24 protein-coding genes and 1 pseudogene are annotated in these 23,391 nt (G+C 61.9%); 14 read left to right on the top strand and 11 right to left on the bottom strand.

The window, feature by feature from the left end:
* Window positions 1-200: 200 nt before the first annotated feature.
* Window positions 201-602 carry a heme-binding protein gene (locus tag CH251_RS27080; RefSeq protein WP_037176253.1) on the bottom strand — a complete coding sequence of 134 codons (402 nt, stop codon included), beginning with the start codon at window positions 600-602 and terminating at the stop codon, window positions 201-203.
* A 648-nt stretch (window positions 603-1,250) separates the two neighbouring features.
* On the opposite strand from CH251_RS27080, the pseudogene CH251_RS28115 reads away from it, so the two are divergent.
* Window positions 1,251-1,547, top strand: a pseudogene (locus CH251_RS28115) (putative quinol monooxygenase).
* 239 nt (window positions 1,548-1,786) lie between these two features.
* Here the strand turns inward: CH251_RS28115 and CH251_RS27070 are convergent.
* From CH251_RS27070 to CH251_RS27055, 4 genes are all read right to left on the bottom strand, one after another.
* The gene (locus CH251_RS27070; protein ID WP_094615790.1) at window positions 1,787-2,878 is read right to left on the bottom strand and encodes a hypothetical protein; all 1,092 of its coding nucleotides are present in this window, start codon (window positions 2,876-2,878) and stop codon (window positions 1,787-1,789) included.
* Between the two features lie 149 nt (window positions 2,879-3,027).
* Window positions 3,028-3,255, bottom strand: a complete 228-nt coding sequence (locus CH251_RS27305; protein WP_143537925.1) for a hypothetical protein — start codon at window positions 3,253-3,255, stop codon at window positions 3,028-3,030.
* A 345-nt stretch (window positions 3,256-3,600) separates the two neighbouring features.
* Window positions 3,601-4,458, bottom strand: a complete 858-nt coding sequence (locus tag CH251_RS27060; protein WP_094615788.1) for an alpha/beta fold hydrolase — start codon at window positions 4,456-4,458, stop codon at window positions 3,601-3,603.
* Window positions 4,455-5,474, bottom strand: coding sequence for an NADP-dependent oxidoreductase (locus tag CH251_RS27055; protein WP_094615787.1), 1,020 nt, complete (start codon window positions 5,472-5,474; stop codon window positions 4,455-4,457). The genes CH251_RS27060 and CH251_RS27055 overlap by 4 nt, the downstream gene beginning before the upstream one ends.
* Window positions 5,475-5,627: 153 nt before the next feature.
* Between CH251_RS27055 and CH251_RS27050 the strand changes: the two genes are divergently transcribed.
* Window positions 5,628-6,230, top strand: a complete 603-nt coding sequence (locus CH251_RS27050) for a TetR/AcrR family transcriptional regulator (protein ID WP_094615786.1) — start codon at window positions 5,628-5,630, stop codon at window positions 6,228-6,230.
* A 121-nt stretch (window positions 6,231-6,351) separates the two neighbouring features.
* A complete protein-coding gene (locus tag CH251_RS27045) occupies window positions 6,352-6,648 on the top strand; it encodes a putative quinol monooxygenase (RefSeq protein WP_371828363.1) in 297 nt (98 codons plus the stop codon).
* Between the two features lie 355 nt (window positions 6,649-7,003).
* Here the strand turns inward: CH251_RS27045 and CH251_RS27040 are convergent, their stop codons facing one another.
* The 3 genes from CH251_RS27040 to CH251_RS27030 form a co-directional block, all read right to left on the bottom strand.
* Complete coding sequence (locus tag CH251_RS27040; protein ID WP_094615785.1) at window positions 7,004-8,044, bottom strand: ABC transporter substrate-binding protein; 1,041 nt, start codon at window positions 8,042-8,044, stop codon at window positions 7,004-7,006.
* Between the two features lie 32 nt (window positions 8,045-8,076).
* Window positions 8,077-8,946, bottom strand: coding sequence for a siderophore-interacting protein (locus CH251_RS27035; RefSeq protein ID WP_256979333.1), 870 nt, complete (start codon window positions 8,944-8,946; stop codon window positions 8,077-8,079).
* A 397-nt stretch (window positions 8,947-9,343) separates the two neighbouring features.
* Window positions 9,344-10,921, bottom strand: coding sequence for an MFS transporter (locus CH251_RS27030; RefSeq protein ID WP_032394894.1), 1,578 nt, complete (start codon window positions 10,919-10,921; stop codon window positions 9,344-9,346).
* 78 nt (window positions 10,922-10,999) lie between these two features.
* Here CH251_RS27030 and CH251_RS27025 point away from each other — a divergent pair, with 78 nt between their 5' ends.
* From CH251_RS27025 to CH251_RS26990, 7 genes are all read left to right on the top strand, one after another.
* Window positions 11,000-11,716 carry a TetR/AcrR family transcriptional regulator gene (locus CH251_RS27025; RefSeq protein WP_082322425.1) on the top strand — a complete coding sequence of 239 codons (717 nt, stop codon included), beginning with the start codon at window positions 11,000-11,002 and terminating at the stop codon, window positions 11,714-11,716.
* A 119-nt stretch (window positions 11,717-11,835) separates the two neighbouring features.
* Window positions 11,836-12,339, top strand: a complete 504-nt coding sequence (locus tag CH251_RS27020) for a PaaI family thioesterase (protein WP_032394893.1) — start codon at window positions 11,836-11,838, stop codon at window positions 12,337-12,339.
* A gap of 3 nt (window positions 12,340-12,342) precedes the next feature.
* Complete coding sequence (locus CH251_RS27015; protein ID WP_218828330.1) at window positions 12,343-12,936, top strand: helix-turn-helix domain-containing protein; 594 nt, start codon at window positions 12,343-12,345, stop codon at window positions 12,934-12,936.
* Window positions 12,933-13,262, top strand: coding sequence for an aldo/keto reductase (locus CH251_RS27010; RefSeq protein WP_094615783.1), 330 nt, complete (start codon window positions 12,933-12,935; stop codon window positions 13,260-13,262). The genes CH251_RS27015 and CH251_RS27010 overlap by 4 nt, the downstream gene beginning before the upstream one ends.
* Before the next feature lie 539 nt (window positions 13,263-13,801).
* A complete protein-coding gene (locus CH251_RS27000; protein ID WP_094615782.1) occupies window positions 13,802-14,920 on the top strand; it encodes a tartrate dehydrogenase in 1,119 nt (372 codons plus the stop codon).
* Between the two features lie 204 nt (window positions 14,921-15,124).
* Entirely contained in the window at window positions 15,125-15,418 is a 294-nt protein-coding gene (locus tag CH251_RS26995; protein WP_143537924.1) for a fumarylacetoacetate hydrolase family protein, read from the top strand.
* Entirely contained in the window at window positions 15,415-15,681 is a 267-nt protein-coding gene (locus CH251_RS26990) for a fumarylacetoacetate hydrolase family protein (RefSeq protein ID WP_094615780.1), read from the top strand. The genes CH251_RS26995 and CH251_RS26990 overlap by 4 nt, the downstream gene beginning before the upstream one ends.
* Here CH251_RS26990 and CH251_RS26985 read toward each other — a convergent pair.
* The 3 genes from CH251_RS26985 to CH251_RS26975 all read right to left on the bottom strand — a co-directional run bounded on the left by CH251_RS26985 (window position 15,678) and on the right by CH251_RS26975 (window position 19,523).
* Entirely contained in the window at window positions 15,678-16,658 is a 981-nt protein-coding gene (locus tag CH251_RS26985; RefSeq protein ID WP_094615779.1) for a phosphoglycerate dehydrogenase, read from the bottom strand. The genes CH251_RS26990 and CH251_RS26985 overlap by 4 nt on opposite strands.
* 122 nt (window positions 16,659-16,780) lie before the next feature.
* Window positions 16,781-18,175, bottom strand: coding sequence for a cation:dicarboxylate symporter family transporter (locus tag CH251_RS26980; protein WP_082322424.1), 1,395 nt, complete (start codon window positions 18,173-18,175; stop codon window positions 16,781-16,783).
* A 184-nt stretch (window positions 18,176-18,359) separates the two neighbouring features.
* A complete protein-coding gene (locus CH251_RS26975; RefSeq protein ID WP_094615778.1) occupies window positions 18,360-19,523 on the bottom strand; it encodes a mandelate racemase/muconate lactonizing enzyme family protein in 1,164 nt (387 codons plus the stop codon).
* A 203-nt stretch (window positions 19,524-19,726) separates the two neighbouring features.
* Between CH251_RS26975 and CH251_RS26970 the strand changes: the two genes are divergently transcribed.
* From CH251_RS26970 to CH251_RS26955, 4 genes are all read left to right on the top strand, one after another.
* Window positions 19,727-20,422 (top strand): GntR family transcriptional regulator, encoded by a 696-nt coding sequence (locus CH251_RS26970; RefSeq protein ID WP_094615777.1) that lies wholly within the window; start codon window positions 19,727-19,729, stop codon window positions 20,420-20,422.
* A gap of 946 nt (window positions 20,423-21,368) precedes the next feature.
* On the top strand, window positions 21,369-21,734 hold the full coding sequence (locus CH251_RS26965; RefSeq protein ID WP_094615776.1) for a helix-turn-helix transcriptional regulator: 366 nt from the start codon (window positions 21,369-21,371) through the stop codon (window positions 21,732-21,734).
* Window positions 21,735-21,767: 33 nt separating this feature from the next.
* Entirely contained in the window at window positions 21,768-22,424 is a 657-nt protein-coding gene (locus CH251_RS26960) for an SRPBCC family protein (RefSeq protein ID WP_094615775.1), read from the top strand.
* A gap of 258 nt (window positions 22,425-22,682) precedes the next feature.
* Window positions 22,683-23,015 carry a YciI family protein gene (locus CH251_RS26955; RefSeq protein WP_179273637.1) on the top strand — a complete coding sequence of 111 codons (333 nt, stop codon included), beginning with the start codon at window positions 22,683-22,685 and terminating at the stop codon, window positions 23,013-23,015.
* The last annotated feature ends 376 nt before the right edge of the window (window positions 23,016-23,391 follow it).

Below are 23,391 nucleotides of genomic sequence, written 5' to 3'. Positions count from 1 at the left end.
GGAGGCAAGGGCACCCCTGTGCAATGGGAGAAGTGCTCACCCGTCCGCCAACTGAACCCACAACCGAGACGTCCAGGTTCGCACTGTTGCGAAGGGCTCTACACCGAACTTCGACGCGTCCGCGCCGACGCGCGAACGTTCGTGAACTGTGCTGTGGGTCTAGTCGTACCGTCATACGCACCGGGCGCGTAGTGGTGGGTCTAGATCGCGACGAGACCTGCTTCGGCGACAGCCTGGTCCTGCTCGCCGGATCCGCCGCTGACTCCGAGGCCTCCGATGACGACGCCGTCGTGTTCGAGCGGGACGCCGCCAGCGAAGATGGCGACTTTGCCTCCGTTGGTGGTGTAGATGCCGAAGAACTGTTGCGTCGGCTGCGAATTGTCTCCGAGCTCCTTGGTCTGGATGTCGAATGCCCTCGATGTCCAGGCTTTACTGATCGAAATATCGATGCTTCCAATCCAGGCACCGTCTTGGCGGACGTGGCAGATGAGGTTGCCGCCGGCATCGACGACCGCGATGTTCATGGGCTGGCCGATCTCGTCGGCCTTCTTCTCAGCTGCGGCGATGATCGTGCGGGCAGCTGCGAGGGTGAGGGCAGACATTTCGATCTCCTTCTCTTGGTTTGAGTTTGACGTCTCGCGGCTCGTGCGTCGCGTTGGGTGTGCCGATCTGCGTCCGGCCGATCGGTCACTCTTTCGGGGGCCGACCGAAATTTCTGGATAATGTTGCACAGCAACAGGTATCGAAGGAATTCGGCCTGCAGCACGAGTAGATCGTCGACCCCTGAGCCAACGACACCGGTGCGACATTCGGGCGAGTGTGCCTACCCCTCGTCTGCGCACCGGTCTCATGCGAATACCACGTTGCGCTCATGCCAATACCGCAGCGTTGCGCACTCGCTTTCGTCGATACCGGCCTGACACCGCATGCCCGGTCGGTTCCGGCCCGGCGAACACAGGCGCGTGCATGTGATCGATCGAATGAATCGTACGGCTGCGCCTGACGCGACAGCGTACAAATGTTGAGAACCCAAATCGTTGGCACAACACCATTTTTCGCGTCACAGTCTGGCGACAGCGGATACGCATTCCAGGTGTGTCCATTACCTACACCATGAAGTGTGCGCTCCCGGCTCCGAAATTACCAGGGGCAAAACGAGATTGCATGTCCGTACTCGCCGGGCGGCCATTCCTTTGCCGGTGATCGGTTAGATGCTCGATCACGTCCACCCCTTCAACGGGAGATCCGACATGGTTACCAAAGCGCCGCTGGTACAACTCGAAGCCAAGCCCGGCAAGGAAGACGCAGTCGAGGATTTTCTCCGATCAGCGCTGCCCCTCGTCGAACGGGAGCCTGGCACGAGGCCGTGGTTGGCGGTACGGTTCGGTCCTTAGACGTTCGGCATCATCGACGCGTTCTCCGATCAGGGCACCCGTGAGACGCACCTCGGTGGGCCAGTCGGCACGGCGCTCGGCGAACGCACCGACGAACTTCTCGCTGTGCCGGCAGAAATCAGCTACCTCGACGTCTTGGCCGAGAAGCTCTGAGGCAGCGACCTATAACAACGCACGCGCACATTCGACAATTGCCGAGTTCGTGCATTCGCATAGCCGGACACTCGAGTACCGTGAATCTGGCGGACGTGGCGCGCAACGGTTCATCCGTCCACCGGGGCTCTACCGGTGTCGCGCTCGCGAGCGCTGGTGGGTCGGGCGGACCGTGAATCGTGTGTGCGGATCGTCGTGGTCGTCAGCTGTAGTCGCCGATTGGACTGTCCTTACGCCTTTCAAGAGCGATTCTGTGTCTGCTCGATTCGCTGTCGTTGCCGGATCCCGTAGGCGGCGTCGGTGACGGCGGTGTCGTCCTCGAGTCCTGAACCGAGTGCACCGCCGATGGTGGCGATCGATGCCAGTAGCCAGGCGAGCGTGAGGTAGTCGGAGAAGCTGACCGCATGTCCGAGCGTGCTGGACAGCAGCGGAGGGGGTAACGCGATCGATGCGGTGAGCAGAAGCAACCCGAACAAGGCGACGTGCAGAACGAGGACACCGATGACCAGGGTGACGACGGTGGCGGTGTTGTACAGCACGGACCGCTCGCGCGCGTCCGGCGACGTGGGCCGCTCCCACAACTGGTGATCGAGGACCAGCCACAGAACCATTGCCGTGATCGACAGCAACGTTGCTGCGCTCATGCGCCACGGGCCCATCGTGTCGGCGAACAGCCAGATCGTGTTCGTCGCCAAGGCGAACGCACCGGTGGCGAATGCGCCGACGAGAACTTTCGACAGCCCGGTGACCAGTCGCCACGGCCGGTTCGCACGCACCATCCCCGACAGCAACCGCAGCCGTCGCAGACCCCGGGGAGCGAAGTATCGCGTACCGCTGTCGATCTGCTGGGAGGGAAATCGCCGCTGCGCACCGGCCGGCGCGAGTGTCGGTTCACCGAGGACGAACGCGATCGCGAGTTCGGCGACGGCACGCACCCGGTCCTCGATGCGAATCCCGCCGACGGCGGCGATGGAGACGAGCGCGAACAGATGTGCGGCGCTGACGTCGGCGACCACCGGCACGGTGTCGTCGCGCCGCGGTAGATCAGTGAGGTAGACGACGACATCGTCGTTCTCCGAAGACGGTTCGACTGCGTCGATGGCGTCGGCGAAGTTGGCCTGCTCATCGGAGAGGTACGGCTCGCTGCGCACGGACACAGTCCATCGGCGCTCGTTGCGGTCTCGGTGTCGCAGGCGTTCCGGCAGCTTTTTTGCGAGCTTGTGAGCGAGAGCTGTGGGTTTGCCGGGGTCGGCGATCAGCAGGACCGAGACCACCTCGGCAACTTCAGGTGGTCCTGCTCGTGGCCCTTGATCGTGTTCGTTCGCCGACATCGTGTGAGCGTACGCGCGTCTACCGGCTGAGGGTGCGGAACTGCAGCAGGCGGCATGCAGAGCCCGCGGGACACTATCGTATCCATGAATTCGATTGTTGCCTTGAGGGATTGGAGACGGTATCGGAGCATCCGGTATCGACTGGATATCTACGCGCAGCGCGGCTTGCAGGTCATCTTGATGCCACACCACCGCCACAGACCCGTCCGCGTCAGGTACGAGATGCGGGCGGCGTCGAGAATCGACAGGTACCGCCCATTCGTCGTGTGCATCAGCATGTCGAGGCACCCGGCAGAACCCGAAATGTCGCGTCGATCGAATCCAAGACGAGCGCCGGCTCGCGGGAGCGCGACACCGGGATCATCGCCCGCACCCATCGCAGCGCCATCAGCACCTCGATCTCCCGTCGTCTTCGCTCACCCAGACTTTCGATGTCGTGTTCATCGTGGAGGACATGGACCGACGGCGACAGGGTCAACAAGGCGCGTGAGAGGTGCGACCGGTCTGCACGGCGCGCAAGTGCACAGGCGAGTCAGGGCATGCCGCGTTGGGCTCTGCGAGAGAGTCGAACGCAGACACCTTCCACTTCACTGTGTGCAACGCAGACCGCAACCTCGAACCAAGCCTTCTCGCACATTCGGTACTGGATTCAGGCAGGACTTTCTTTGCTTTGCGTAGGGACGGGATGGTGACGCGGCAAGACTTCGGTGCGTGAGAAACGGTCAGCGATTGAGGAATTCGACAACACGGGGTGCGAACTGCTCGTGGAACTGAAAGATGCCGCCGTGTCCGGAGTCGGGGTAGATGACGAGTTCGCTGCCGGCGATGCGTCGGTGCATGTCTTCGGACAGGACGCTGGGCACCATACGGTCGTTGTCTCCGTTGGCAATCAACGTCGGTTGGGTGATCTTGGACAGATCGGACGGTGCCGACCGACCGTATTTCTTGATCGCGGACAGTTGCGTGCGAAACGCCGAGATGCTGACGTCCTTGTCGCGGTTGTGGGTGCGCTCTTTCAAGCGTTCGACGAAAGCCTTGCCCGCGCGCTTGCCGGTTGCGTTGCGGTTGAAGAACAAGAACTCTTTCGGGTCCGATCGGGTGAGTGTTGCGCGCAGGATGTCCCAGTAGGTGACGCCGGCGACCTTGTCGATGTGCTGTCCACCACGGGGTCCGGTTCCGGTGAGGACGAGTTTGCGGACGAGTTCGGGGTGCTTGACGGTGAGGTCCTGGGCGATCATTCCGCCGAGTGAGAAGGAGAAGATGTCGACGGTGTCGAATCCGAGTGCACGTATGAAGGTGTAGGCGTCGTCGGCGGCCTCCTCGATGGTGCTGGGGACCCTGCCGGAGGATGCACCGACGCCGGTGTTGTCGAAGGCTATGACGTGTCGATCCTGAGCGATGGGATCGACGATGCGCGGATCCCAGTTGTCGAGGTTCGCGGCGAGATGGACGAAGAACACGACGGGGATGCCGCCCGTCGGTCCGAGTTCTCGGTACGAGTAGGTGGTGCCGCCGGCGGTGACCGAACGGACAGGAGCGTTCGCGTAGGACCTGATGATCGAGGTGTTGTCGTTGCTCATTGGTCGTTGGCTTTCTGGTTGTGGGGGAGGGTGACGACGGTTTTGCCGCGGACGCCGCCCCGGCCGAGTGACTGCAGGGCCTCCTGCGTCTCCTCGAAGGGGTAGGTGGCTCCGACGACGGGGCGGATGGTGCCGTCGTCGACCAGTGCTGCGATACGGCGGAGCTGTCCGCCGTCGGAGTGCATGAACATGAATTGGTAGTCCACGCCCAGCTTCCGGGCCTGTCTGCGGATCTTTCGGCTCAACGCTGTGATGGCCAGTCGTAGAACGGGATTGAGGCCGGCGTTGCGGGCGAAATCGGGATCGGGAGGGCCGGTGATGCCGATGGCCTTGCCGCCGGGCTTCAGGACGCGTAGGGACTTCTCGAGGTTGTCACCGCTGAGACTGTCGATGACGAGGTCGTATCCGGAGATCTGGGTTTCGAAATCCTGGGTGCGGTAGTCGATCACGAGGTCTGCGCCGAGGTCGCGCAGAAAGTCGGCGTTCGACGCGCTGGCGGTCGTGGCAACGGTCGCCCCGAGGTGCTTGGCCAGCTGAACCGCGATGGTGCCGACTCCGCCGGAGCCGGCGTGGATGAGGACTTTCTGGCCTGGTTGAACGTTGCCGTTCTCGACGAGAGCCTGCCAGGCGGTGAGAGCGACGAGTGGGAGTGAGCCGGCTTCGGCGGTGGTCACCGTCGTGGGGCGCAGCGAGATGTCCGTTTCCGCGATGGCGACTCGTTCGGCCAGCGTGCCGACGTGGTCGGTGCCGACCCGCGAATAGATCTCGTCGCCCGCGGCGATGCTGCGCACTTTCGCTCCGACCTTCAGGACGGTGCCGGCGACGTCGTATCCGAGTGTGCGCGGAAGCGAATACGGCAGGATCTGTTTGAACTCGCCCAGACGGATCTTCTCGTCGAGTTGGTTGAGTCCGACGGCCTCGACGCGGACAAGGACCTCGTGATCGCCGAGGCTCGGTTCTGCGACGTCGCGCAATTCGAGGGGTTGCTTGTACTTGGTGAGAACGAACGCTTTCATGATCGACTTCCTGGTCCGATTCCGCCGTTCGCGCCGGTCACGAATACGACTGAGTTGGAGAGTGTTGGCATGCTGTGTGCGTGAGTGAGTGCGCAACAATACTGACTATACTCAGAACTGAGTGTAATCAGAAATATTCCCGAAAGGTCGACGATGTCCAGTCCCCACCGCGAGCCCGTGAGCCGACGAGAGCGAAACAAGCAGGACAAGCTCGCCCGCATCACGGCGGCGGCGAGCGAACTGTTTCTCGAGCGCGGGGTCGACGAGGTGACCACGCAGCAGATCGCCGAGAAGGCGGACATCGGAACCGGGACGTTGTTCCTGTATGCGAAGACGAAGGGCGAACTACTGCTGCTCGTGCAGAACTCGACCTACGGTGAAGCTCTCGAGCGAGGCCGGGCGGCGGTGCCAGCCATCGAGGACACGCTCGATGCTGTGATGGCTATCGTGCGGCCCGTCGTCGAGTGCAATCGGAAGCAGGTCGACAACGGGCGAACATATTTGCGCGAGATCGTGTTCGGTGATCCGGAGGAGCCGCATCACGCTGTCGCTCTGGGGCTGATCGCGGAGACGGAGGGCGAGATAGCCTCGATCCTGACGCGCGACGGCACCGTCGACCCGCAACGGGCGGCTCTGACAGCCCACGTCGTGTCCGCCATCATGTTCGTCGCCATGGCCGCGACGATCAACGTCGACAAGTCGATCGAGGACGTGGTAGCCGAGATCGAGGCCCAGGTCGCTGTGCTCCTGACCTGAGCAACCCGTCCGCGGCGATTTCGTCTGTATCGGTGAACATTTGACCTGTACTTACCGAGACCAGTCGCACAGCCCTGCGGACACGGCTGTGCAGGCCGCGATCCGGCGGTGACTTATCGGCGTGGACATTGTCCGTATCCACATGATCATCGTTGCCGGATACCTCACCGTGAACCCGACCGACCGCCAGCACTTTCTCGACGACTGCGCCGAGGTGGTCCGCCTCGCTCGCGCCGCCCCCGGGTGCATCGACTTCGCACTCGGGGCGGACCTCGTCGAACCAGCTCGAATCAACGTGTACGAACGCTGGACGACCGAGCAGCAGATGCACGACTTTCGCGGATCCGGTCCGGACCCCGAGCAGACCGCCGCGATCATCGCCGCCGACGTTCGCGAGTTCACGGTGCTCGACGCATAGCTCGCTCCAGCCGGCTTCGAGTCACTCGGCTACCGGACGATCCATGCTTCCGACGTCGAAGAATATGTAACAACGCCAACGCAACCAAACAACGAAAACTGCTGCAGCACATAAAATGCAGACGTCTACGTGACACTATCCGTCGTATCGGCAGTCTCCTTTAGTCGGTGGTGCGGTACTCGCCTGCAGGATTTGACGACGGTGCGGAAACTGAGGCTCGAATTGCCCGGATCTACCGTGTGGTTATCGATCATGCGGACCGATCGAGCACGTGGAGTCGGATGACCGACTCCTGGATGGCTGGGCCTTCCGAACCGCGAGGCCAGTCAGGCAGTGTCTGCTGAGTTGGGGCTTGTCAGAGGAGGATTCGTCGGAGGTCGTCGATGACGGCGTTGGCACCGGTCAGGTTGTAGCCGTCGAACCAGGGTGCTGAGTCGACTTTGTATGCCTGGTTGGCTTGTACGGCAGACAAGCTTGACCATAATGGGCTCGAGACGAGCGCCTGTTCGACTGCGGTGCCTGCATCTGCTTGGCCACCGGCACCGACGTAGTAGATGATGACGTCACCGTCGATGAGCGGAAGATTCTCTGCACTGACTGCGGTGTTGACTTTGCTGGGGTCGGCTCCGGGCACGGTGTTGGCTGTCGGGGTGATCCCTGCCCCGGAGAGAATGTCGGCGTACAGGAATGTCGTCGACGCGGTGAGGGTGTTGTACGAGCGGACGTCGCCCGATGTGTCCGACACCCGCACTACCGATAGGCGGAGTCCGTTTGGCCAGGTCTGCTCGATGTCGGATCGGAGGGCGGCGATGCGGTCGTCGAGGCCGGTGAAGTTCTGCGTGGCCTGCAGACCGAGACCGACGGAGTCGGCGACATCGATGTATTGGTCTCGCCAATAGCCGAAAGGGATGAGCACGGTGGGGGCGATGCTGGTCAGTTCGCTGTAGTATTCCTCGCCGATCGGCTGGCGGCCGACGATCAGGTCCGGTGCAGCCAGTGCGATCGCTTCCAATTGCATGTCGCCGAGTGCGGTGACGCCGATGGACGGTAGCTCCTGCGATGCGATGCTGACGAGTGTGCGCAGGCCACCGCCCAGTGTTCCTGTCGCGACGACCGGGGCTCCGAGTTCGTCGAGTGTCTGCAATCCGACGTATGCGTCCAGGCTTACCACTCGCTTCGGGGTAGCCGGGATTTCCACTGGACCCATTGGCGTTTCGATTGTGCGAGTGAAGTTTTGTGTGTTGTCGCCGGAGTCGTCGTTCGGGGAGGAGCATCCGGCACCGAAGAGTGCGGCGATGGACAAACCAGCGGCGGCACCGAAGTGGCGGCGTGAGAGATCATCGGTGAGGACACCGTCGCCGGCGGCGGGGCGGTCGAGGATGCTCGAAGAGGTCATGCGGGTTCCTTACTTGGAGAATGAGGTCGGGTTCACAGGCCGGCTCGTTCGAGGGCGTTGTCGACGATCTGTGTGAGTTCGTGGCCGGATTTACCCTCGGCGACGGCCTGCTCGCGAATGGTGTCGATGCGATCCTGAACCTGCATGTAACGCTGCTGCCATCGTTCTTTGTCGCGTCGCCAGTACCCCTTGATCTCGAATCTAGTTGGATGCCAGCACAGTTCGCGGTGAAAGTACTTGCGGATGGATCGGGCGTCGGATGCTTCGGTGGCCGCCCAGACATATCCAGCTTCGGGGAAGAGGTCGAACGATCGCACCGCTTCGGGTAGCGACAACGCAGAGGCGTGATGTCCGCGCTCATGCCCTGTCCGGTCCGTGTGGAGCCACTGGTAGGAGACGTCGCCTTGCGTCTCGACGGTCTGCTCGTCTGCGTGATTGGGTACCGACGCTATGACGAAGGCGCGCGACCCGGTGGGAAGTTGCTCGACGGCTCGGGTCAATGCAGGAAGGCCGGTCATGTCGGCGACGAGGAGTTGCCATTCAGTGTCGGACGGAGGTTGGTACCAGCCGCGGGCCTCGGATATTCGGAGCTGATCTCCGGGCCTGGTGTTCAGGGCCCAGTCGGCTGCGATTCCGCCGGCGTGTACTACGAAGTCGACATCGAGAAGCCTCGTGGCGGACTGGAAAGCACGGACGGTGTAACTGCGCGCGACCTGTTCCGCACCGTCACCGAAGAGCAGCCGCAACCTCTCGTCCGGTACCCCCGTGCTCTCGAACCCTGCGAGTCCATCGCCGCCGAGACGAACCCTGATCATCGACGGAGTCACGAACCGCGCGGAGACCGTTACGGCATCGAATACTCGGGGCAATGCGGACTCGGTCATCGACATGAATTCAGCCACTTCCTCCGTTTCGACCTCCAACTATGTTAGCTTAGCCTACCCTTGAACCCTCTCCTCGGGTTCGCGCGAAGACCCGGAACGACCGGCGGGACACCGACCGGTATCGACGTGGTTCCGAGGAACATCACGATCGATTCCTGTTTACGACCCCCTCGAGCTGCCATTCCGTTGTTCAGAGCACCGCAGGGGCAGGTGTCAAGCGAGACTCGACCTGGTTCACTACAGCATCGGCGCACTGCCTCACAATCGCGATGCCATCAACAGCTACTTCGAAGCGTTGGCTCTCGCGGCTCCCCAGATTCTGTAGTCGACACGGGACGGGCGGCGATCGGATGCGCAGGCATCCTGACGAGTAGCCGACGGGGAACGTTCGTGCCCCCTCAGGGGGCAGGAGATGTCACTGCAGCAACGAGGACTCGCTGTTTTCGTTGTCGGATGGCTGCTGGTTGGGGTGCGCCGGCAGGAATATCAGGATCAGTACTGCGGCGACTGCGGTGATCACGCCTGCTACGAGGCTTCCGGTGGTGAATCCGTCGACGAATGCGGTTCGGGCCAGGTCCGAGAGTTCGAGTGCGGCGCGCGTTCCTGCATCTCCGAAGGCGGTGGCGGCTTGCTGCGACGCGGCGAGTGCCGCGCCGACCGATTCCCGGGCGGGCTCCATCAGTACCGGCGGTAGTTGCGTGCCTTCGAGGCTGTCGCGGTACACCGACAGCGCAACCGAGCCGATAACGGCGACGCCGAGGGTCCCGCCGAGCTCTCGCGTGGCGTCGTTGACGGCAGATCCCATTCCTGCCTTGTCGGTTGGCACCACTCCCATGATGGCCTCGGTTGCGGGCGCACTGATCAGGCCGAGGCCTGCACCGAGGAGGACCATCTGCCCGGCTATCTGCCCGTATCCGGTGCTTGCGTCGATGGTCGAGATCCAGACGAACGCGGCGGTCAACGACGCGAGTCCACTTGCTACGACGAGTTTGCTGCCTATGGATACGGCCAGGCGAGGGCTGACGAGTGAGAACGCAGCAAGTGCTCCCGCGACCGGGAGCATGCGCACGCCTGTTTCCAGGGCTCCGAAACTGCGGACGGATTGGAAGTACTGGGTGACCAGGAAGATGAAACCGAACATAGCGAAGAAGGCGCTGGTGACCGCTCCGCTTGCCGCGGTGAATCGCATGTTCTTGAACAGTCGTACGTCGAGCATGGGGTGGCGGGCACGTGACTCCCGGTAGACGAAGACGGTCAACAGAACTGCTGCCAAGGCGAAAGCGAGCGTGGTCGCTCGTGAACCCCACCCGCGGTCGGGCGCTTCGATGATCGCGTGGACCAGTGATCCGAGTGCCATCGTGGACAGGATCAGTCCCGATTTGTCGAGCGGAGGCGTGGACGGATCGCGTGAGTCAGGTGTGGTTCGGATGGCCATCAGCAGTGTGAACAGTGCTGCGGCACCGTTGAATACGAGGATCGATCCCCACCAGAAGTGCTCGATCAGAGCGCCCCCGACGACGGGGCCGACGGCGACGGACACTCCGGTCGCTGCGCCCCATATTCCGATGGCTGCAACCCGCTCGGATCGTTCGGTGAACACGTTCGTCAGGATCGACAACGTCACCGGGTACACGATCGCTGCCGCGACGCCGGCCAGTGCGCGCCACGCGATGAGTTGTCCCGGATCGCTGCTCCATGCCCCGCCCAGCGATGCGATCGCGAACAAAGTCAGTCCGCCCAGAAGGAACAGGCGCCGTCCGAATCGGTCGCTGAGCGATCCGGCAGCGAGCACCAGTGCTGCGAACGCGAGATTGAAGGCGTCGACGATCCACAGGAGATCTCGGGTTGTTGCGCCGAGATCGCCTACGAGGGTGGGCAATGCGATGTTGACGATCGTGGTGGAGACGTTGACGACGAAGACCGCGAAACACAGCGTCACCAACGCAAGGGTCTTTCCGGAGCGAAGTGCAGGTACCGCGGATGCCAGGTGCATAACGAAGTTATAGCAGCGACGGCGAGCGACTGCAATGGTCTTGCCTGTGTGAACCTCGGTCTGTGACACCATCGTTTGATGGTCGGGTCCCCAGACGAGAAGTCGGCTCTGCAGCGAGGTTCCGTGCGTGAGCGACTGGTCGAAGCAGCTGTCGAGGTGCTGCGCGTTCATGGTCCGGGTGAGATGAAGGTGCGCCGAATCAGCGAGGAGGCCGGTGCTTCGACGATCGCTGTCTACCACCACTTCGGTGATCTGCAACATTTGCTGATCGAGGTGGTCAATCGCGGATTTTCGATGCTTCGTGCGGAACTTCTCGACGCTGCCGCCTCGAATGTCGAACCCGAGGTTCAGCTGTTTTCGATGGCCCTGTGTGTCCGGGGAATGGCTCGTGGCAACCCTCATCTGTACGACATGATGTTCGGTCTCTCGACCCGAGGGACGTACCGGGCGGCGGCGCCTGCGACCGTGACGCGAAAGCCGTTCTCGGATGCATACGAGGTGCTGGCTCGTGCATGCCAGGATCTTGCGTCCTCCGGTCGAATCGATGTGGAGGACGGCGAGCTGATAGCGGCCCAGTTGTGGAGCCTGGTTCACGGGTTCGTATCCCTGGAAGCGGCCGGACATTTCGATGATCACGGCGATGCTGTACTCGCTGTACTGGCTCCGATGGCTGTTACCCACATGGTCGGTTTCGGGGAAGATCGCACGTATGCCGCGCACTCCGCGAGTACCGCCTTGGAGTGGTGGAAGCATCGTGATCGAAAATTCGATCGCAATGGATCCGAAGAAATCTGACTGTCGAAATTTGGTATCGAAGTCCTGAACGTCGCTGTGCACTTGGGGGGACGCGGTGCCATACTGACTATCATCTTGATAGTTACTCAACTGCGCGTCGCCACTGCTGAAGGACGGATATGACAATCGGACAGGACCAGCGTTCACAGACTTTCACCTGGGTTACTCCGAAATCGGTGTTGCGAGAGGCATCGCAGATGAGTGGCCTCGAGGTGATGAGGGCTCTGGCGGCGGGCGAGTTGCCGCCACCACCGATCGCGGTGCTGATGCAGTTCGATCCCATCGAGGTCGAGGACGGCAAGGTGGTATTCGAGTGCACTCCGTCCGAGGCGCACTACAACCCGATCGGCACTGTGCACGGTGGTCTCGCGTGCACTCTGCTCGATACGGTGATCGCATGCGCGGCGCATACCACGCTGCCTGCCGGAACCGGGTACACATCGATAGATCTGAACGTCAGCTACCTTCGAGGAATCTTCGATTCGAGTGGGCCGTTGATCGCCACTGGAACCGTGGTCAAACGAGGTTCCCGGGTCATCTTCGCGGAAGGATCCATAGTCGACAAGAACGGTGACGTCGTGGCTACCGGAACGAGTTCTCTGCTCGTCATACCCCCGAGGTGATACGTGCCGAGCAGCAGTTTCGACAGCATGGGTTGCCCAATTGCCGGCGCGCTCGAACAGGTCGGTGAATGGTGGACACTGCTGATCCTGCGTGATGCACTCGATGGGTTCAGCCGCTTCGACGAATTCGAGCGCAATCTCGGTATCGCACCGAACATGTTGACACGCAGGCTCAAATCCTTGGTCGACGCCGGATTGTTGGAACGTCGGTCATACAGCAATCGTCCGCCTCGCTTCGAGTATGTACCGACCGCCAGAGCCCGAGAGCTCACCTCGGTCATCGTCGCGCTCTACGCCTGGGGCAACAAGCACGTCGACCACGACGACCGTGCGGTGGTGTTAGTGGACGAGGCGGGGGAGACCATCGACCCGGTATTCGTGGACCGTCGGACAGGGCGCACCCTGGCAGAGAGCAAGGCGCAGTTCGTATCCGGACCGAAAGCTTCCGATTTCATGCGGGAACGACTCGACCCCGCGAACCGTGCACGACGTCGGTCCCGCAGCCGCGCCACGGCCGCCGCCTTCGAACCTGCCGACCGGAACGAATCAACACCGATGACACCGCCGACTTTCGGCCCGAAAGAGACACAGCCATGACCACGTCCGCGCTCAAACGGCGATTTCTCCCAGTGTTGTTGGGAACGGGCAACTTCGGCGGCGATGCCGGAACGGTTGCTTCCGATATCGGCCTGGACGCCGCAGGCACGACCGCGATCTTGGACCATGCGGTCGAGGTCGGCGTCATGGTGTTCGACACAGTGGACATTTACGCCCAAGGTGCAACCGAACGAATTGTCGCTGAGTGGCGGAGTGCGCACGCGGACGCGGATGTACTGATCCAGACGCAGGCCGGATCGTCCACGACATCACGCTTCCATCGACTGAGAGCACGAGGCACCTTCGGCACGCTCGGCTCGGCATGATCGAGTGGCCCGACCAACGGCTATTCAGGTAGTGCAATCCAGCAAGCGGCCGCGGGATGGGGCGCGGTAGCCCTGAGTGGTCACCAGGCCTCGGCGACCGCCGCGCTCCTGGAGGGGCCCGAGGGTAACAACGAATAGTGGAGTCGAGCTTCGACCGCACTACGCCTTGCCTACATTCTTATAAGATGCAAGACTGCGTTCGACACGGTGACTCAGATGAGCGGAGCGCAGGACCGGGTGAGGCCGGACCTCGTCGATCCGACCGCGACAGGAAGAAGGTCACGACGATGCGGCAGCACAGCGGTGTGCAGTCACGGGTGAGCTCGGAGCGCTCGCGGTCGAACACGTCCATGAGCCCCGCCTGCGCGGATCTGATCTGGGCTTCGGAGTTCCTCGCCGAATTCGAGTCCCGCGGGTCGGTGATACGCGACGGAAGCGATCCGCCCCGTCTCGGGCGAGCACGGGCCCTGATCGAACATGCACGTGCACTGGGCATTCAATCAGTCTGATCGAGCTTTCTCACGAACGGAGATCCCCTAATGGGCGCAACACATCGCATTGCTGTCATTCCCGGTGACGGCATCGGAAAAGAAGTGGTTCCGGAAGGTTTGAAGGTCCTTCGAGCTGCTGCGTCGGCGTTCCAGTTCTCGCTCGACTTCGAGCATTTCGACTTCGCCAGCGCCGATTACTTTCTGCGGACCGGCCAGATGCTCCCGGATAACTGGTTCGACACGCTCGTGTCTTTCGACTCGATCTTCTTCGGTGCTGTCGGGTGGCCAGAAGTGGTTCCCGACCATGTGTCGCTGTGGGGGAGCTTGCTCCAATTCCGCCGTCACTTCGACCAGTACGTGAGTTTGCGGCCGGTCAAACTTCTACCCGGAGTTCCGAGCCCGCTCGCCGGCCGTGAGCCCGGTGACATCGACTTCTACGTCGTACGTGAAAACACCGAGGGCGAGTACTCGTCTATCGGCGGCAAGATTTTCGACGGGACCGATCGCGAGATCGTCACCCAGGAAACGGTGATGACCCGCACAGGAGTCGACCGAATTCTCAAGTATGCCTTCGATCTTGCACAGACTCGCCCCAAGAAGCACCTGACGTCGGCGACGAAGAGCAACGGAATTTCCATCTCCATGCCGTACTGGGACGAGCGGGTCGAAGCTATGGCCACCGGATACCAGGACGTCCGCGTCGACAAATATCACATCGATATCCTGGCGGCTAACTTCGTCATGCACCCGGATTGGTTCGACGTGGTCGTCGGAAGCAACTTGTTCGGTGACATTCTTTCCGATCTGGGTCCCGCATGCACCGGCACCATCGGGATCGCCCCGAGCGGCAACATCAACCCCGAGCGGACGTTCCCGAGTCTGTTCGAGCCAGTTCACGGGTCGGCACCGGACATCGCAGGACAGGGAATCGCAAATCCCATCGGGCAGATCTGGAGTGCGTCGATGATGCTCGATCATCTGGGAGAGACCGAGGCGGCGGCAGCGGTGATGAGCGCAATCGAAAGCGTGCTCGCCCACGGAGGAGACTCACTTACTCCCGATATGGGCGGATCTGCCACCACGAACACCCTCGGCGACAACATCACCCAAGAGTTGATCCGGCTGACGACCGGCTCGGTGACCCCGATGCATCCGATGAGCACCTGAGAAATGGCTTACGTTCGTTACGAATACAGCGGCGGGTATCGGTCGGGTGGCGTCGAGACACGACGATCTTCCCCCTCGATGCAGGTTCGGTAGGCAATCTGCGTCGCGGCTCGTCACGCCCCGAATACAGCCGATCTGTGCCCACAGCCGACGTCCGGCTTCTGCCCCCCGGTGACGGAACGGTCGAGGGTGATCGGCGTGGGCATGAACTATTACGATGCCCTCCCCATCGCCGTTGCAGCCCCCGCCTACCCGGTCTTCTTCACGAAATTCGTGTCCTGTCTGGTCGGCGCATACGATCCGATCGAGATGCCCTCGGAATCGAGCGCTATCGATCATGTTCTCGGTTGCACGATCACCGACGACGTGACCGTGCGTGACTTCCAAAGCTCGAGCGCACAGTGGTTGCAGGGCAAGGCCTGGGATCCACCACTCCGTTGGGGCCGTAGATCGTTCCATACGAGGACGTTTCGCCCGATGCACGGATCCGTACGATGATCGACGGCGGTCTGGTGCAGGACGGATGCATCGACCAGATGATTTTCTCGGTGCCGAAATTGATAGCACTCATCTCGACGTTCATGACTCTCGAGGTCGGTGATGTGATTCTCACCGGAACGCCAGCCGGCAACGGCCACAACAGAACACCTCGCGAGTACCTGACCGAGGGCCAGACAATCGAAGTCAGTATCGGCGTCGGGTTCATTCGAAACGTCGTGACATCCGGGTGGACCCACTGCCTGCACGATCCCGAGGCCTAGTGGCGGCTGTCAGGCTCGGCGAGACGGGTGTTCTGGGGATCGTTCACCGCGCCGCGTGGGTGCCGGCCGTCCAGAACTGCAACGATGTCGCGGGCGGCAGCCAGGCTCGCTTCGGTACGTGCTTGACGGGTCTGCCCGGCCATGTGGGACAGCGACACGACGTTGGGCATGCTCAGGAGCGGGTTGTCCGTATCGACTGGCTCGCGGGCGAACACATCGAGTCCGGCACCGGCTATCTCACCGCGCCTTAGCGCGTCGACAAGTGCGGGTTCGTCCACGAGAGAACCACGTGCCGTATTCACCAAGTAGGCGGAGGGCTTCATGGCGGCGAGCGCCGCCCGGTCGACTATCGGAGTGCCGTTGGGCTGCGCACGCGCGTGCAGGGTGACGAAGTCGGATCGAGAGAACAACTCTTCGGTATCGACATAGCTCACGTCGAGTTCGGAAGCGGGATGGCCGGTCGAGACCAGAACGGTCATACCGAAGGCGCGGCCCAACTCGGCTACCGCCCGCCCGCTGGGCCCGAGGCCGATGATTCCCAAGGTGGCACCATGCAGTTCGCCGGTATCGTGTCGGGGCCAGTGACCTGTCTTGACGCCGTCGACGGTTTCGACGATCCTTCGGGCGCACATCAGTAAAAGGGTGACCGTCATCTCGGCCACGGCGTTCTTGTTGGCACCGGGGGTGTTGCACACGACGACGCCGAGCGCAGTCGCTGCGTTCACATCGATGGAGTCGTATCCGACACCGCTGCGTGCGATGACGCGCAGGGATCGGGCCGGCCGCATCATTTCTGCGGTGACGGGTTCGCTGGCGATCAGCGCTGCGTCGCACCTGAGCAGGTGGTCGGCCATTTCACCGTCTGCGCGTCGACCGGTTGCAGGGCTGTGCACTGTTCGATGGCCGGCTGCATGGAAAAGCTGGTCTACCTCGTCGCCGGGCACGAGGTAGTCGGTGGTGATGAGGATCGTTCCCACTGGCGCGGTCCTTCCGTGGCATGTGTGGAGATCGGTTGTGGTGCAACGATATGGGACATACAGCCGAATGCCGCCGGCATTCGACGTCAAGCGTCGAATGCCGGCGGGTGGACCGACCGGTGTCAGACTCGGGCGTCGGTCTTATCGGTCGACGTCTCGGCGACCGTGGAGTCGCCAATCCGGTCAGGGTCGTAATTGGGGTCATAGTCGATTTCGCCATTGAGAACCGAGCGTGCCCGGGTGGTGTCGAAGTCGTTCTCCCATTTTCCGATCACGATGGTGGCCATGGCATTTCCGAGAACGTTGATGAAGACGCGGCCCTCGTTGAGGATTCGATCGATACCGACGATCAGCGCCAGTGCTGCGAGGGGGATGTGTCCGACGGCGGTGATGGTGCTGGCGAGGACGATGAATGCCCCGCCTGCGATGCCGGCTGTGCCCTTGCTGGTGAGCATCATGATTCCGACCATGATCAGCTGTTGCTGCCAACTGAGGTCGATTCCGCATGCTTGGGCGAGGAACAGCGACGCCATGGTGAGGTAGACGGCGGAGCCGTCGAGGTTGAAGGAGAACCCGGAAGGGATCACTATGCCGACGACCGGCTTTCCGACTCCGAGGTGCTCGAGCTTCTTGATCAATTGAGGGAGGATTGCTTCGCTCGAACAGGTGGAAAGCGCTACGAGCAGTTCGGCTTTGAGGAATTTCATCAGCGGCCAGAGCCGCAGTCCGCAGGCGCGGGCGATGCCGCCGAGGATGACGATGACGTACACCACACACGTCGCGGTGAACAACAAGATCAGGTAGCCGAGCTGCTGCAACGTCGACGCGCCGTAGTTGGCGACGACTGCAGCAAGTGCGCCGAAGGTTCCGATCGGGGCCAGTCGCATGACCCAGGAGACAATCTTGAACACGACGGTGGAGAGTGCGTTGATTCCTTTGGTGATGGGTGCCCCGGCTTCACCCGAAACATTGAGTGCTGCACCGAAGATGATGGACACGAGCAAGGCCGCGAGGATCGTGTGGCCCGTGAGTGCGCCGAAGAGTGATTCGGGGATGAGATTGTCGACGAATTCGATACCGGAGACCGAAGAGTTCTCGTCGACCGGCAGGGAGGAGGAATCGAGTGCTGAGGGGTCGATGTTCATTCCGTCGCCGGGGCGAAAGATATTGGCAACGAGGAGCCCGAACAGCATGGAGATCAGCGACAGGAACAGAAAGTAGCCGATTGCCTTGACACCGATCCGGCCGGCTTTGCGGAGGTTGTCCATCGAGGCGATGCTGAGCGAGACCACGCAGAAGACGACCGGGACGACGATCATCTTCACCAGTGCGATGAACCAATCGTTGAGCGGGCTCAGTGCCGATCCGACGTCGGGCAGGAAGATGCCGACGGCGATACCGGCGACCGCTCCGATGATGACCTGGAACCACAGTTCTCGTATCAACCGAGCGAGACGCGAGCGTTCGGGGGTTTTGTGGGGCGGGTGGTTCGGAGTGTCGAGGTGGGTGGTCGCCATGGGGTGCTCCTTTGCACAGCAGCAAGGGTGGGGGAGTGTGGTCCCGCTCGTGCAAGACCGTTTCGGAACTGCTGTCTACGAATGTTTTTCGTGCAGCACTGACAGAGCTACGCCGCGCAGCGGCTGGTGTATCGGCGTAGCTCTGTCGTCACGTGGAGCTTTGGTCGAAGCGGTCTGGCAGTGGTCAGTGCAATTCGCGCAGCACCTTGTAGAAGGCGGCTTTGCCCTCGAAGCCGATGCCGGGGGTCTCGGTGAGTCCGACGCGGCTGTTCTCGACCACCGCCCCGTCGGCGAATCCGCCGGTGGGCTGGAATTCGCCGGGGTAGGACTCGTTGCCGCCGAGCTTGAGCGCTGCTGCGATGTGCAGCGAGAACTGGTGTCCGCCATGAGGAATGCACTGGCGTGAAGACCAGCCGTGGTCTTTGAGCATCTTCTGGATTCGCAGGTATTCGGTGAGTCCGTAGCTCAGTGCGGGGTCGACCTGGATGATGTCGCGATCGGGTCGCATTCCGGCGTAGCGGACGAGGTTACGTGCATCCTGCAGCGAGAACAGGTTCTCACCGGTTGCGATGCGTCCCGAATAGTTTTCAGCCAGAACGGCATTGAGACGGTAGTCGAGGGGATCACCGACCTCCTCGTACCAGAAGAGGTTGTACTGCTCGATGGCTGCGCCGTATTCGAGGGCGGTGGCCAGATCGAACTTTCCGTTCACATCGACCGCGAGGCGCTGCCCGTCGCCACCGAGGACTTCGAGTACGGCTTCGATGCGCTCGAGGTCTTCGGCGAGATCGGCACCGCCGATCTTCATCTTCACCACGTCGTAGCCCTGATCGAGGAAACCGCGCATCTCGTCCTGCAAATCGGCGAGGGTCTTGCCGGGCGCGTAGTAGCCACCGGCGGCGTAGACGAACACCGAGTCATCGGGCTGTCCGTCACCGTGCTTGTCCGAGAGCCACCGGTAGAGCGGCTTTTCGGCGATCTTGGAAGCCAGGTCGAACAATGCCATGTCGACGACACCCACTGCGACGGAACGCTCTCCGTGTCCGCCGGGCTTCTCGTTGCTCATCATGAAGTCCCACGCGAGGGTGGGGTCCAGCTCGCCTTCGGCGTCGAGCAGGGCATCGGGTGCCGCGTCGAGCAGGCGGGGGATGACACGGCGGCGGAGGATCTCGCCGGCGCTGTAGCGCCCGTTCGAGTTGAAGCCGTAGCCAACTACCGGTTCGCCGTCGCGCATCACGTCGCTGACGACTGCCACGATCGAGCAGTCCATCTTGGAGAAGTCGATCCACGCGTTTCGGATCGAGGAGCTGATCGGGACGATGCCTTCGTGTACGGAGATGATCTTCATTCTGCGCCTTTCTCATATCTTATAAGGTGTAAGTGACGGTAGCGCAGAGTGATGGCGAACACAACAACTTCTTATAAGATTCCAGAAATTGCGTTGGGCATCTTATAAGAGCTCGGACCGCGGGTGTAGCATCGAGTGATCGAGATCCTGATCGAAGAGCGGCCGAGACGGGCTGTACTCACAGCGGAGAGGCAGGTCCAGCAGTGACCTCACCTACCAATGTCTTCTCCAGCAAAGGTGAAGTCGCCTACGCCGAGCTGCGCGCCATGATCCTCATGGGCACGCTCGACGCAGGATCGAAACTGGCGCAGTACGAGCTCGCCGACCGGCTGCACATGAGCATCACCCCGATCCGCGAAGCAGTACGAAGGCTCAGCAGTGAGGGGCTCATCGAGCTCGACAATCACAAGAACGTGCGAATCGCGCCCATGAGCGCAGCGGAAGCGCGTCAGCTGTTCGAGGTTCGTCTGTCGCTGGATCCAACAGCGGTCGAGTTGGCTGCCGATCGGCGAACAGACCAAGACATCGCCGACATGCGTGCGGCCGCGGGACGGCTACTGCCGGTCACGCAGAAGTGGGGCGAGGACGCGTTGCGTGCGCACCGAGATTTTCACCGCGCGCTGTACCTGGCGTCGCACAATGACGTCCTGATCCGTCTGCTCGATGACCTGTGGGACAAATCCGACCGCTATCGACGGATCGGTCTCGAGCTGCCACCCGGTGCAGAACCGCGCACCGTCGACCACCAGGAACACTTCCGAATACTCGAACTCGTTGTCGCACAGGACTCGCAGGGGGCTGCAGATCTCATGCGTCAGCACATCGTGAAGAGCCTGACGGCGGCCGCCATCGATGCACTGGAGGACCGAGAGCACGAGCTACGTGAGACCTCGGCGTGATCATTACCGACTGATGGGTTGTCCCGGCATCGCATTCAAGCACGTGGAGCGTGCCGGGCATAAAGCGATTCATTGACGTGGCGCACCGCCAAAATCTGCTGACAGTGCGGTAATCGTCCTTTTCGGCCCGATCGATCCCCGTGGCCAAGCGCCGCTGCTGATCGGCTGGATCTCGAGCCGCCACCGTGATACGCGCGGTCGCGGGAAGTTCCACACCCGATTCGCGATACCGAAGTCCCTTGTCGTCCAGGCCGGTCCGATCCGCCGATGGGCGGGAACCTCAGTGTCACGAGGGTGTCACAAGTCGGTACGTTCGGACCCGCACTGGGCTGGACGGTCATGCACGAAAAACGTTGTGAATAAACAAATATCGAGTCCACTGAAGGCTGGGTGGATCCGCTTCCAGGGACTTGAAATTCGCACAGTGTCGGTTCGAGTCCGACTGGGGGCACGTAGGTCCATATGGATCCAGAATTTTGGACCAGGACAGTGCTTTTCGGGTGGTAGCGTGGACGTGGCCTACTACGGATTTGAGTGAACAACCGAGACAGCGGATTTCAAATCTGCGCGGTGTGTAGGTTCTTCGTCGCATCTTGGCATTTGCGCAGCTCGGCGCCGATTTTCGTGTTCGACGGCCGTGTTCGCTTGGCTCGGTGCCACGAGGCTGTCACGAGGCTGTCGCAAGTAGTTCAGGTCTCAGGGCCCACGACGGCCGCGGACCGACTGCCGCCCTGCTCCCAGAACACCAGTCCCCACGTCTCGCATGCAACCGCCGTCATATCGCCGATGTGGTCGCTGCGGCTGGTCCACACCGACGATATCCACGGCGAGTCCGACGAGCGCGTCTCGTTGTGCAACCCGATGGGCGCGACACTGGAGATTCCAACCGCTGAAGCACTGCATACCTATTCTCACTTATATAAGCTGAACCTGGTATGATGTCTTCATGAACGCGTTCGATGTGCTCGGCGATCCGGTGCGTCGGCGCATTCTGGAGTTACTTGCCGATGGTGAGCAAACTTCGGGCGCGATCACGGACGTGATTCGGGCCGAGTTCGCGTTGTCGCAGCCTGCTGTGTCTCAGCATTTGCGTGTTCTGCGTGAGCACGGGTTCGCATCGGTACGGGCAGAGGGGGCTCGACGGTTCTACGCCGTGGAGGCCGGGCCGTTGAGCGAAGTCGATGCGTGGCTGGACCGGTTCCGCAGATTCTGGGCCCAGAGGCTCGACGCACTCGAGACCGAGCTCGCCCGGGGGAAGCGCATTACCCGGAGATCTGCCGGCGACGACGTCGGCGCAGCCGAAGAAGCCTAGACACAAGCGTTCCCTACTGGACGGAGCACGACGATGAAAGATGTACTCGACGAACTGTCCGCGGCCCGCCGGAAGATGGGCACAGCAACTCTTCCTGCCGGGGAGGCCTACACGATGGAGCTCACGCGTCGCTACGACGCGCCCCTCGATGACGTGTGGGACGCCATCACCAACCCGGAGCGGATCGGTCGCTGGATGAAGACGGTTACTGGCGACCTGCGCCTCGGCGGGGCATTCGAGCTCGACGGCGGCGAGCACGGCGAGATCCTCGAGTGCGAGCCGCCGCGCGTGCTGCGGGTGTCCTGGATGTTCGGGCCCGGCGCGGACGAGTGGCCGGGAACGAGCGAGGTCGAGGTGCGCCTGTCTCCTGGCTCGAGCGGAGGTACCGAGTTCGAGCTGGTCCATGCTGCGGCCGTCGGAGAGCCCATGTTCCCCACCTACGGTCCCGGTGCGGGTGGGGTCGGCTGGGACCTGCATCTGCTGACGCTCGCGAGTTTCCTCTCTGGCGGGGAGATACTCGAGCACGAGCAGTTCGGTGCGTCGGCCGCCGGTCGCGAGTTCAGTCGACGCAGCGCTGCCGCGTGGGGTGAGGCGCACCTGGCCGGCGGCGGGGAACCGGGCCACGTCGCGGCCGCGGTCGAGGCCACCACCGCGTTCTACTTGCATACCGGTGACACGGAAATGACGTAACCCCGGTGTGCGCTCAGTGAGTGGGATTTCGACGTTTCGTCGAAACTTGCTGCGCTGAAATGCCTTCGAGTTCAACGGTGATGCAATGGTCTGCCGTCCTTGGTTGTGGCACCGGCCGGACTACACCCCTGATGTTGTTGCAGGATGCTCGGCGGACGTCCCACGGTGTCGTGCGGTGAGTTTTCTCCGTCCGCTTTGTCTGCTTGTATGAGTGCTCGAGACCATTCGGGTGCTGTCACGATTCGCGAAGGAGCAGTTATGAAGTTCACCCTCCTCTACTCGTATGACCCGGCGGTAGCCGGTCCGACCGAAGCCGAGGTCGAGCAGTGGATGACTTTGGACGCCGAGTTCACCGAAGCGGGTATCACCCTGCACGAGGCGGGCTTTCATCCGATCGAGGACGCTGTGGTGGTTACCCTCGACAATGGCACTGTCGTAACGAGCAAGGCGGATGCCGCTGGATCGGTAGTTGCCGGCTATTACACGATCGAAGCGGCCGATCTCGACGCCGCTGTTGCGTGTGCGGCCAAGATTCCGACCGCCGCATATGGGTCTGTTCACGTTCGTCAGGTCGTCGAGTTCGAGATGTGAGAGTTTATTGACGCCCATCGTACTGTCGACCGACTCGACGAAACTCAACGGCCCGAGGCCTTCTGGGATTGGACGTCAGTTGCCGAGTATCCGCCGGTAAGTTCCCGATACGTCACCGAAGCTGTCACGACAGAACCAGGGGACGTTGACGAAAGTTTGACCACTGCAACACAATGCAGACCTACGGAAGGAGAGGCCGCGGACCATCGGGGAGCTGTACGCTGAACTTCCATACATCGATCGAACTACGGCGCTGCAACACTCGAGAATCCTCGAAGGGGCCGACTTGGTCACCGGGAGAAAAATCGGTCGCGAGCGCCGCCTCGCGCTGACGCCGATGCCGATCAAGCGAATCTCCGTTCGATGGATCGGGGAG

This window comes from Rhodococcus sp. 06-462-5, from assembly GCF_002258315.1.
In the GTDB taxonomy this organism is placed as follows: Bacteria; Actinomycetota; Actinomycetes; order Mycobacteriales; family Mycobacteriaceae; genus Rhodococcoides.
Note: the sequence above shows the minus strand (reverse complement) of the source record. Positions and strands in the feature narration are given on the sequence as shown.

What these genes read in the sequence shown, in the direction of transcription:
- CH251_RS27010 (WP_094615783.1), top strand. Translation starts at nt 12,933, where the DNA reads ATGACCACGTCCGCGCTCAAACGGCGATTTCTCCCAGTGTTGTTGGGA.
- CH251_RS27030 (WP_032394894.1), bottom strand. Translation starts at nt 10,921, where the DNA reads ATGCACCTGGCATCCGCGGTACCTGCACTTCGCTCCGGAAAGACCCTT.
- CH251_RS27025 (WP_082322425.1), top strand. Translation starts at nt 11,000, where the DNA reads ATGGTCGGGTCCCCAGACGAGAAGTCGGCTCTGCAGCGAGGTTCCGTG.
- CH251_RS26995 (WP_143537924.1), top strand. Translation starts at nt 15,125, where the DNA reads ATGAACTATTACGATGCCCTCCCCATCGCCGTTGCAGCCCCCGCCTAC.
- CH251_RS27305 (WP_143537925.1), bottom strand. Translation starts at nt 3,255, where the DNA reads ATGGGTGCGGGCGATGATCCCGGTGTCGCGCTCCCGCGAGCCGGCGCT.
- CH251_RS27040 (WP_094615785.1), bottom strand. Translation starts at nt 8,044, where the DNA reads ATGACCTCTTCGAGCATCCTCGACCGCCCCGCCGCCGGCGACGGTGTC.
- CH251_RS26980 (WP_082322424.1), bottom strand. Translation starts at nt 18,175, where the DNA reads ATGGCGACCACCCACCTCGACACTCCGAACCACCCGCCCCACAAAACC.
- CH251_RS27055 (WP_094615787.1), bottom strand. Translation starts at nt 5,474, where the DNA reads ATGAAAGCGTTCGTTCTCACCAAGTACAAGCAACCCCTCGAATTGCGC.
- CH251_RS26975 (WP_094615778.1), bottom strand. Translation starts at nt 19,523, where the DNA reads ATGAAGATCATCTCCGTACACGAAGGCATCGTCCCGATCAGCTCCTCG.
- CH251_RS27000 (WP_094615782.1), top strand. Translation starts at nt 13,802, where the DNA reads ATGGGCGCAACACATCGCATTGCTGTCATTCCCGGTGACGGCATCGGA.
- CH251_RS26955 (WP_179273637.1), top strand. Translation starts at nt 22,683, where the DNA reads ATGAAGTTCACCCTCCTCTACTCGTATGACCCGGCGGTAGCCGGTCCG.
- CH251_RS26960 (WP_094615775.1), top strand. Translation starts at nt 21,768, where the DNA reads ATGAAAGATGTACTCGACGAACTGTCCGCGGCCCGCCGGAAGATGGGC.
- CH251_RS26965 (WP_094615776.1), top strand. Translation starts at nt 21,369, where the DNA reads ATGAACGCGTTCGATGTGCTCGGCGATCCGGTGCGTCGGCGCATTCTG.
- CH251_RS27020 (WP_032394893.1), top strand. Translation starts at nt 11,836, where the DNA reads ATGACAATCGGACAGGACCAGCGTTCACAGACTTTCACCTGGGTTACT.
- CH251_RS27080 (WP_037176253.1), bottom strand. Translation starts at nt 602, where the DNA reads ATGTCTGCCCTCACCCTCGCAGCTGCCCGCACGATCATCGCCGCAGCT.
- CH251_RS27050 (WP_094615786.1), top strand. Translation starts at nt 5,628, where the DNA reads ATGTCCAGTCCCCACCGCGAGCCCGTGAGCCGACGAGAGCGAAACAAG.
- CH251_RS27060 (WP_094615788.1), bottom strand. Translation starts at nt 4,458, where the DNA reads ATGAGCAACGACAACACCTCGATCATCAGGTCCTACGCGAACGCTCCT.
- CH251_RS27070 (WP_094615790.1), bottom strand. Translation starts at nt 2,878, where the DNA reads ATGTCGGCGAACGAACACGATCAAGGGCCACGAGCAGGACCACCTGAA.
- CH251_RS26990 (WP_094615780.1), top strand. Translation starts at nt 15,415, where the DNA reads ATGATCGACGGCGGTCTGGTGCAGGACGGATGCATCGACCAGATGATT.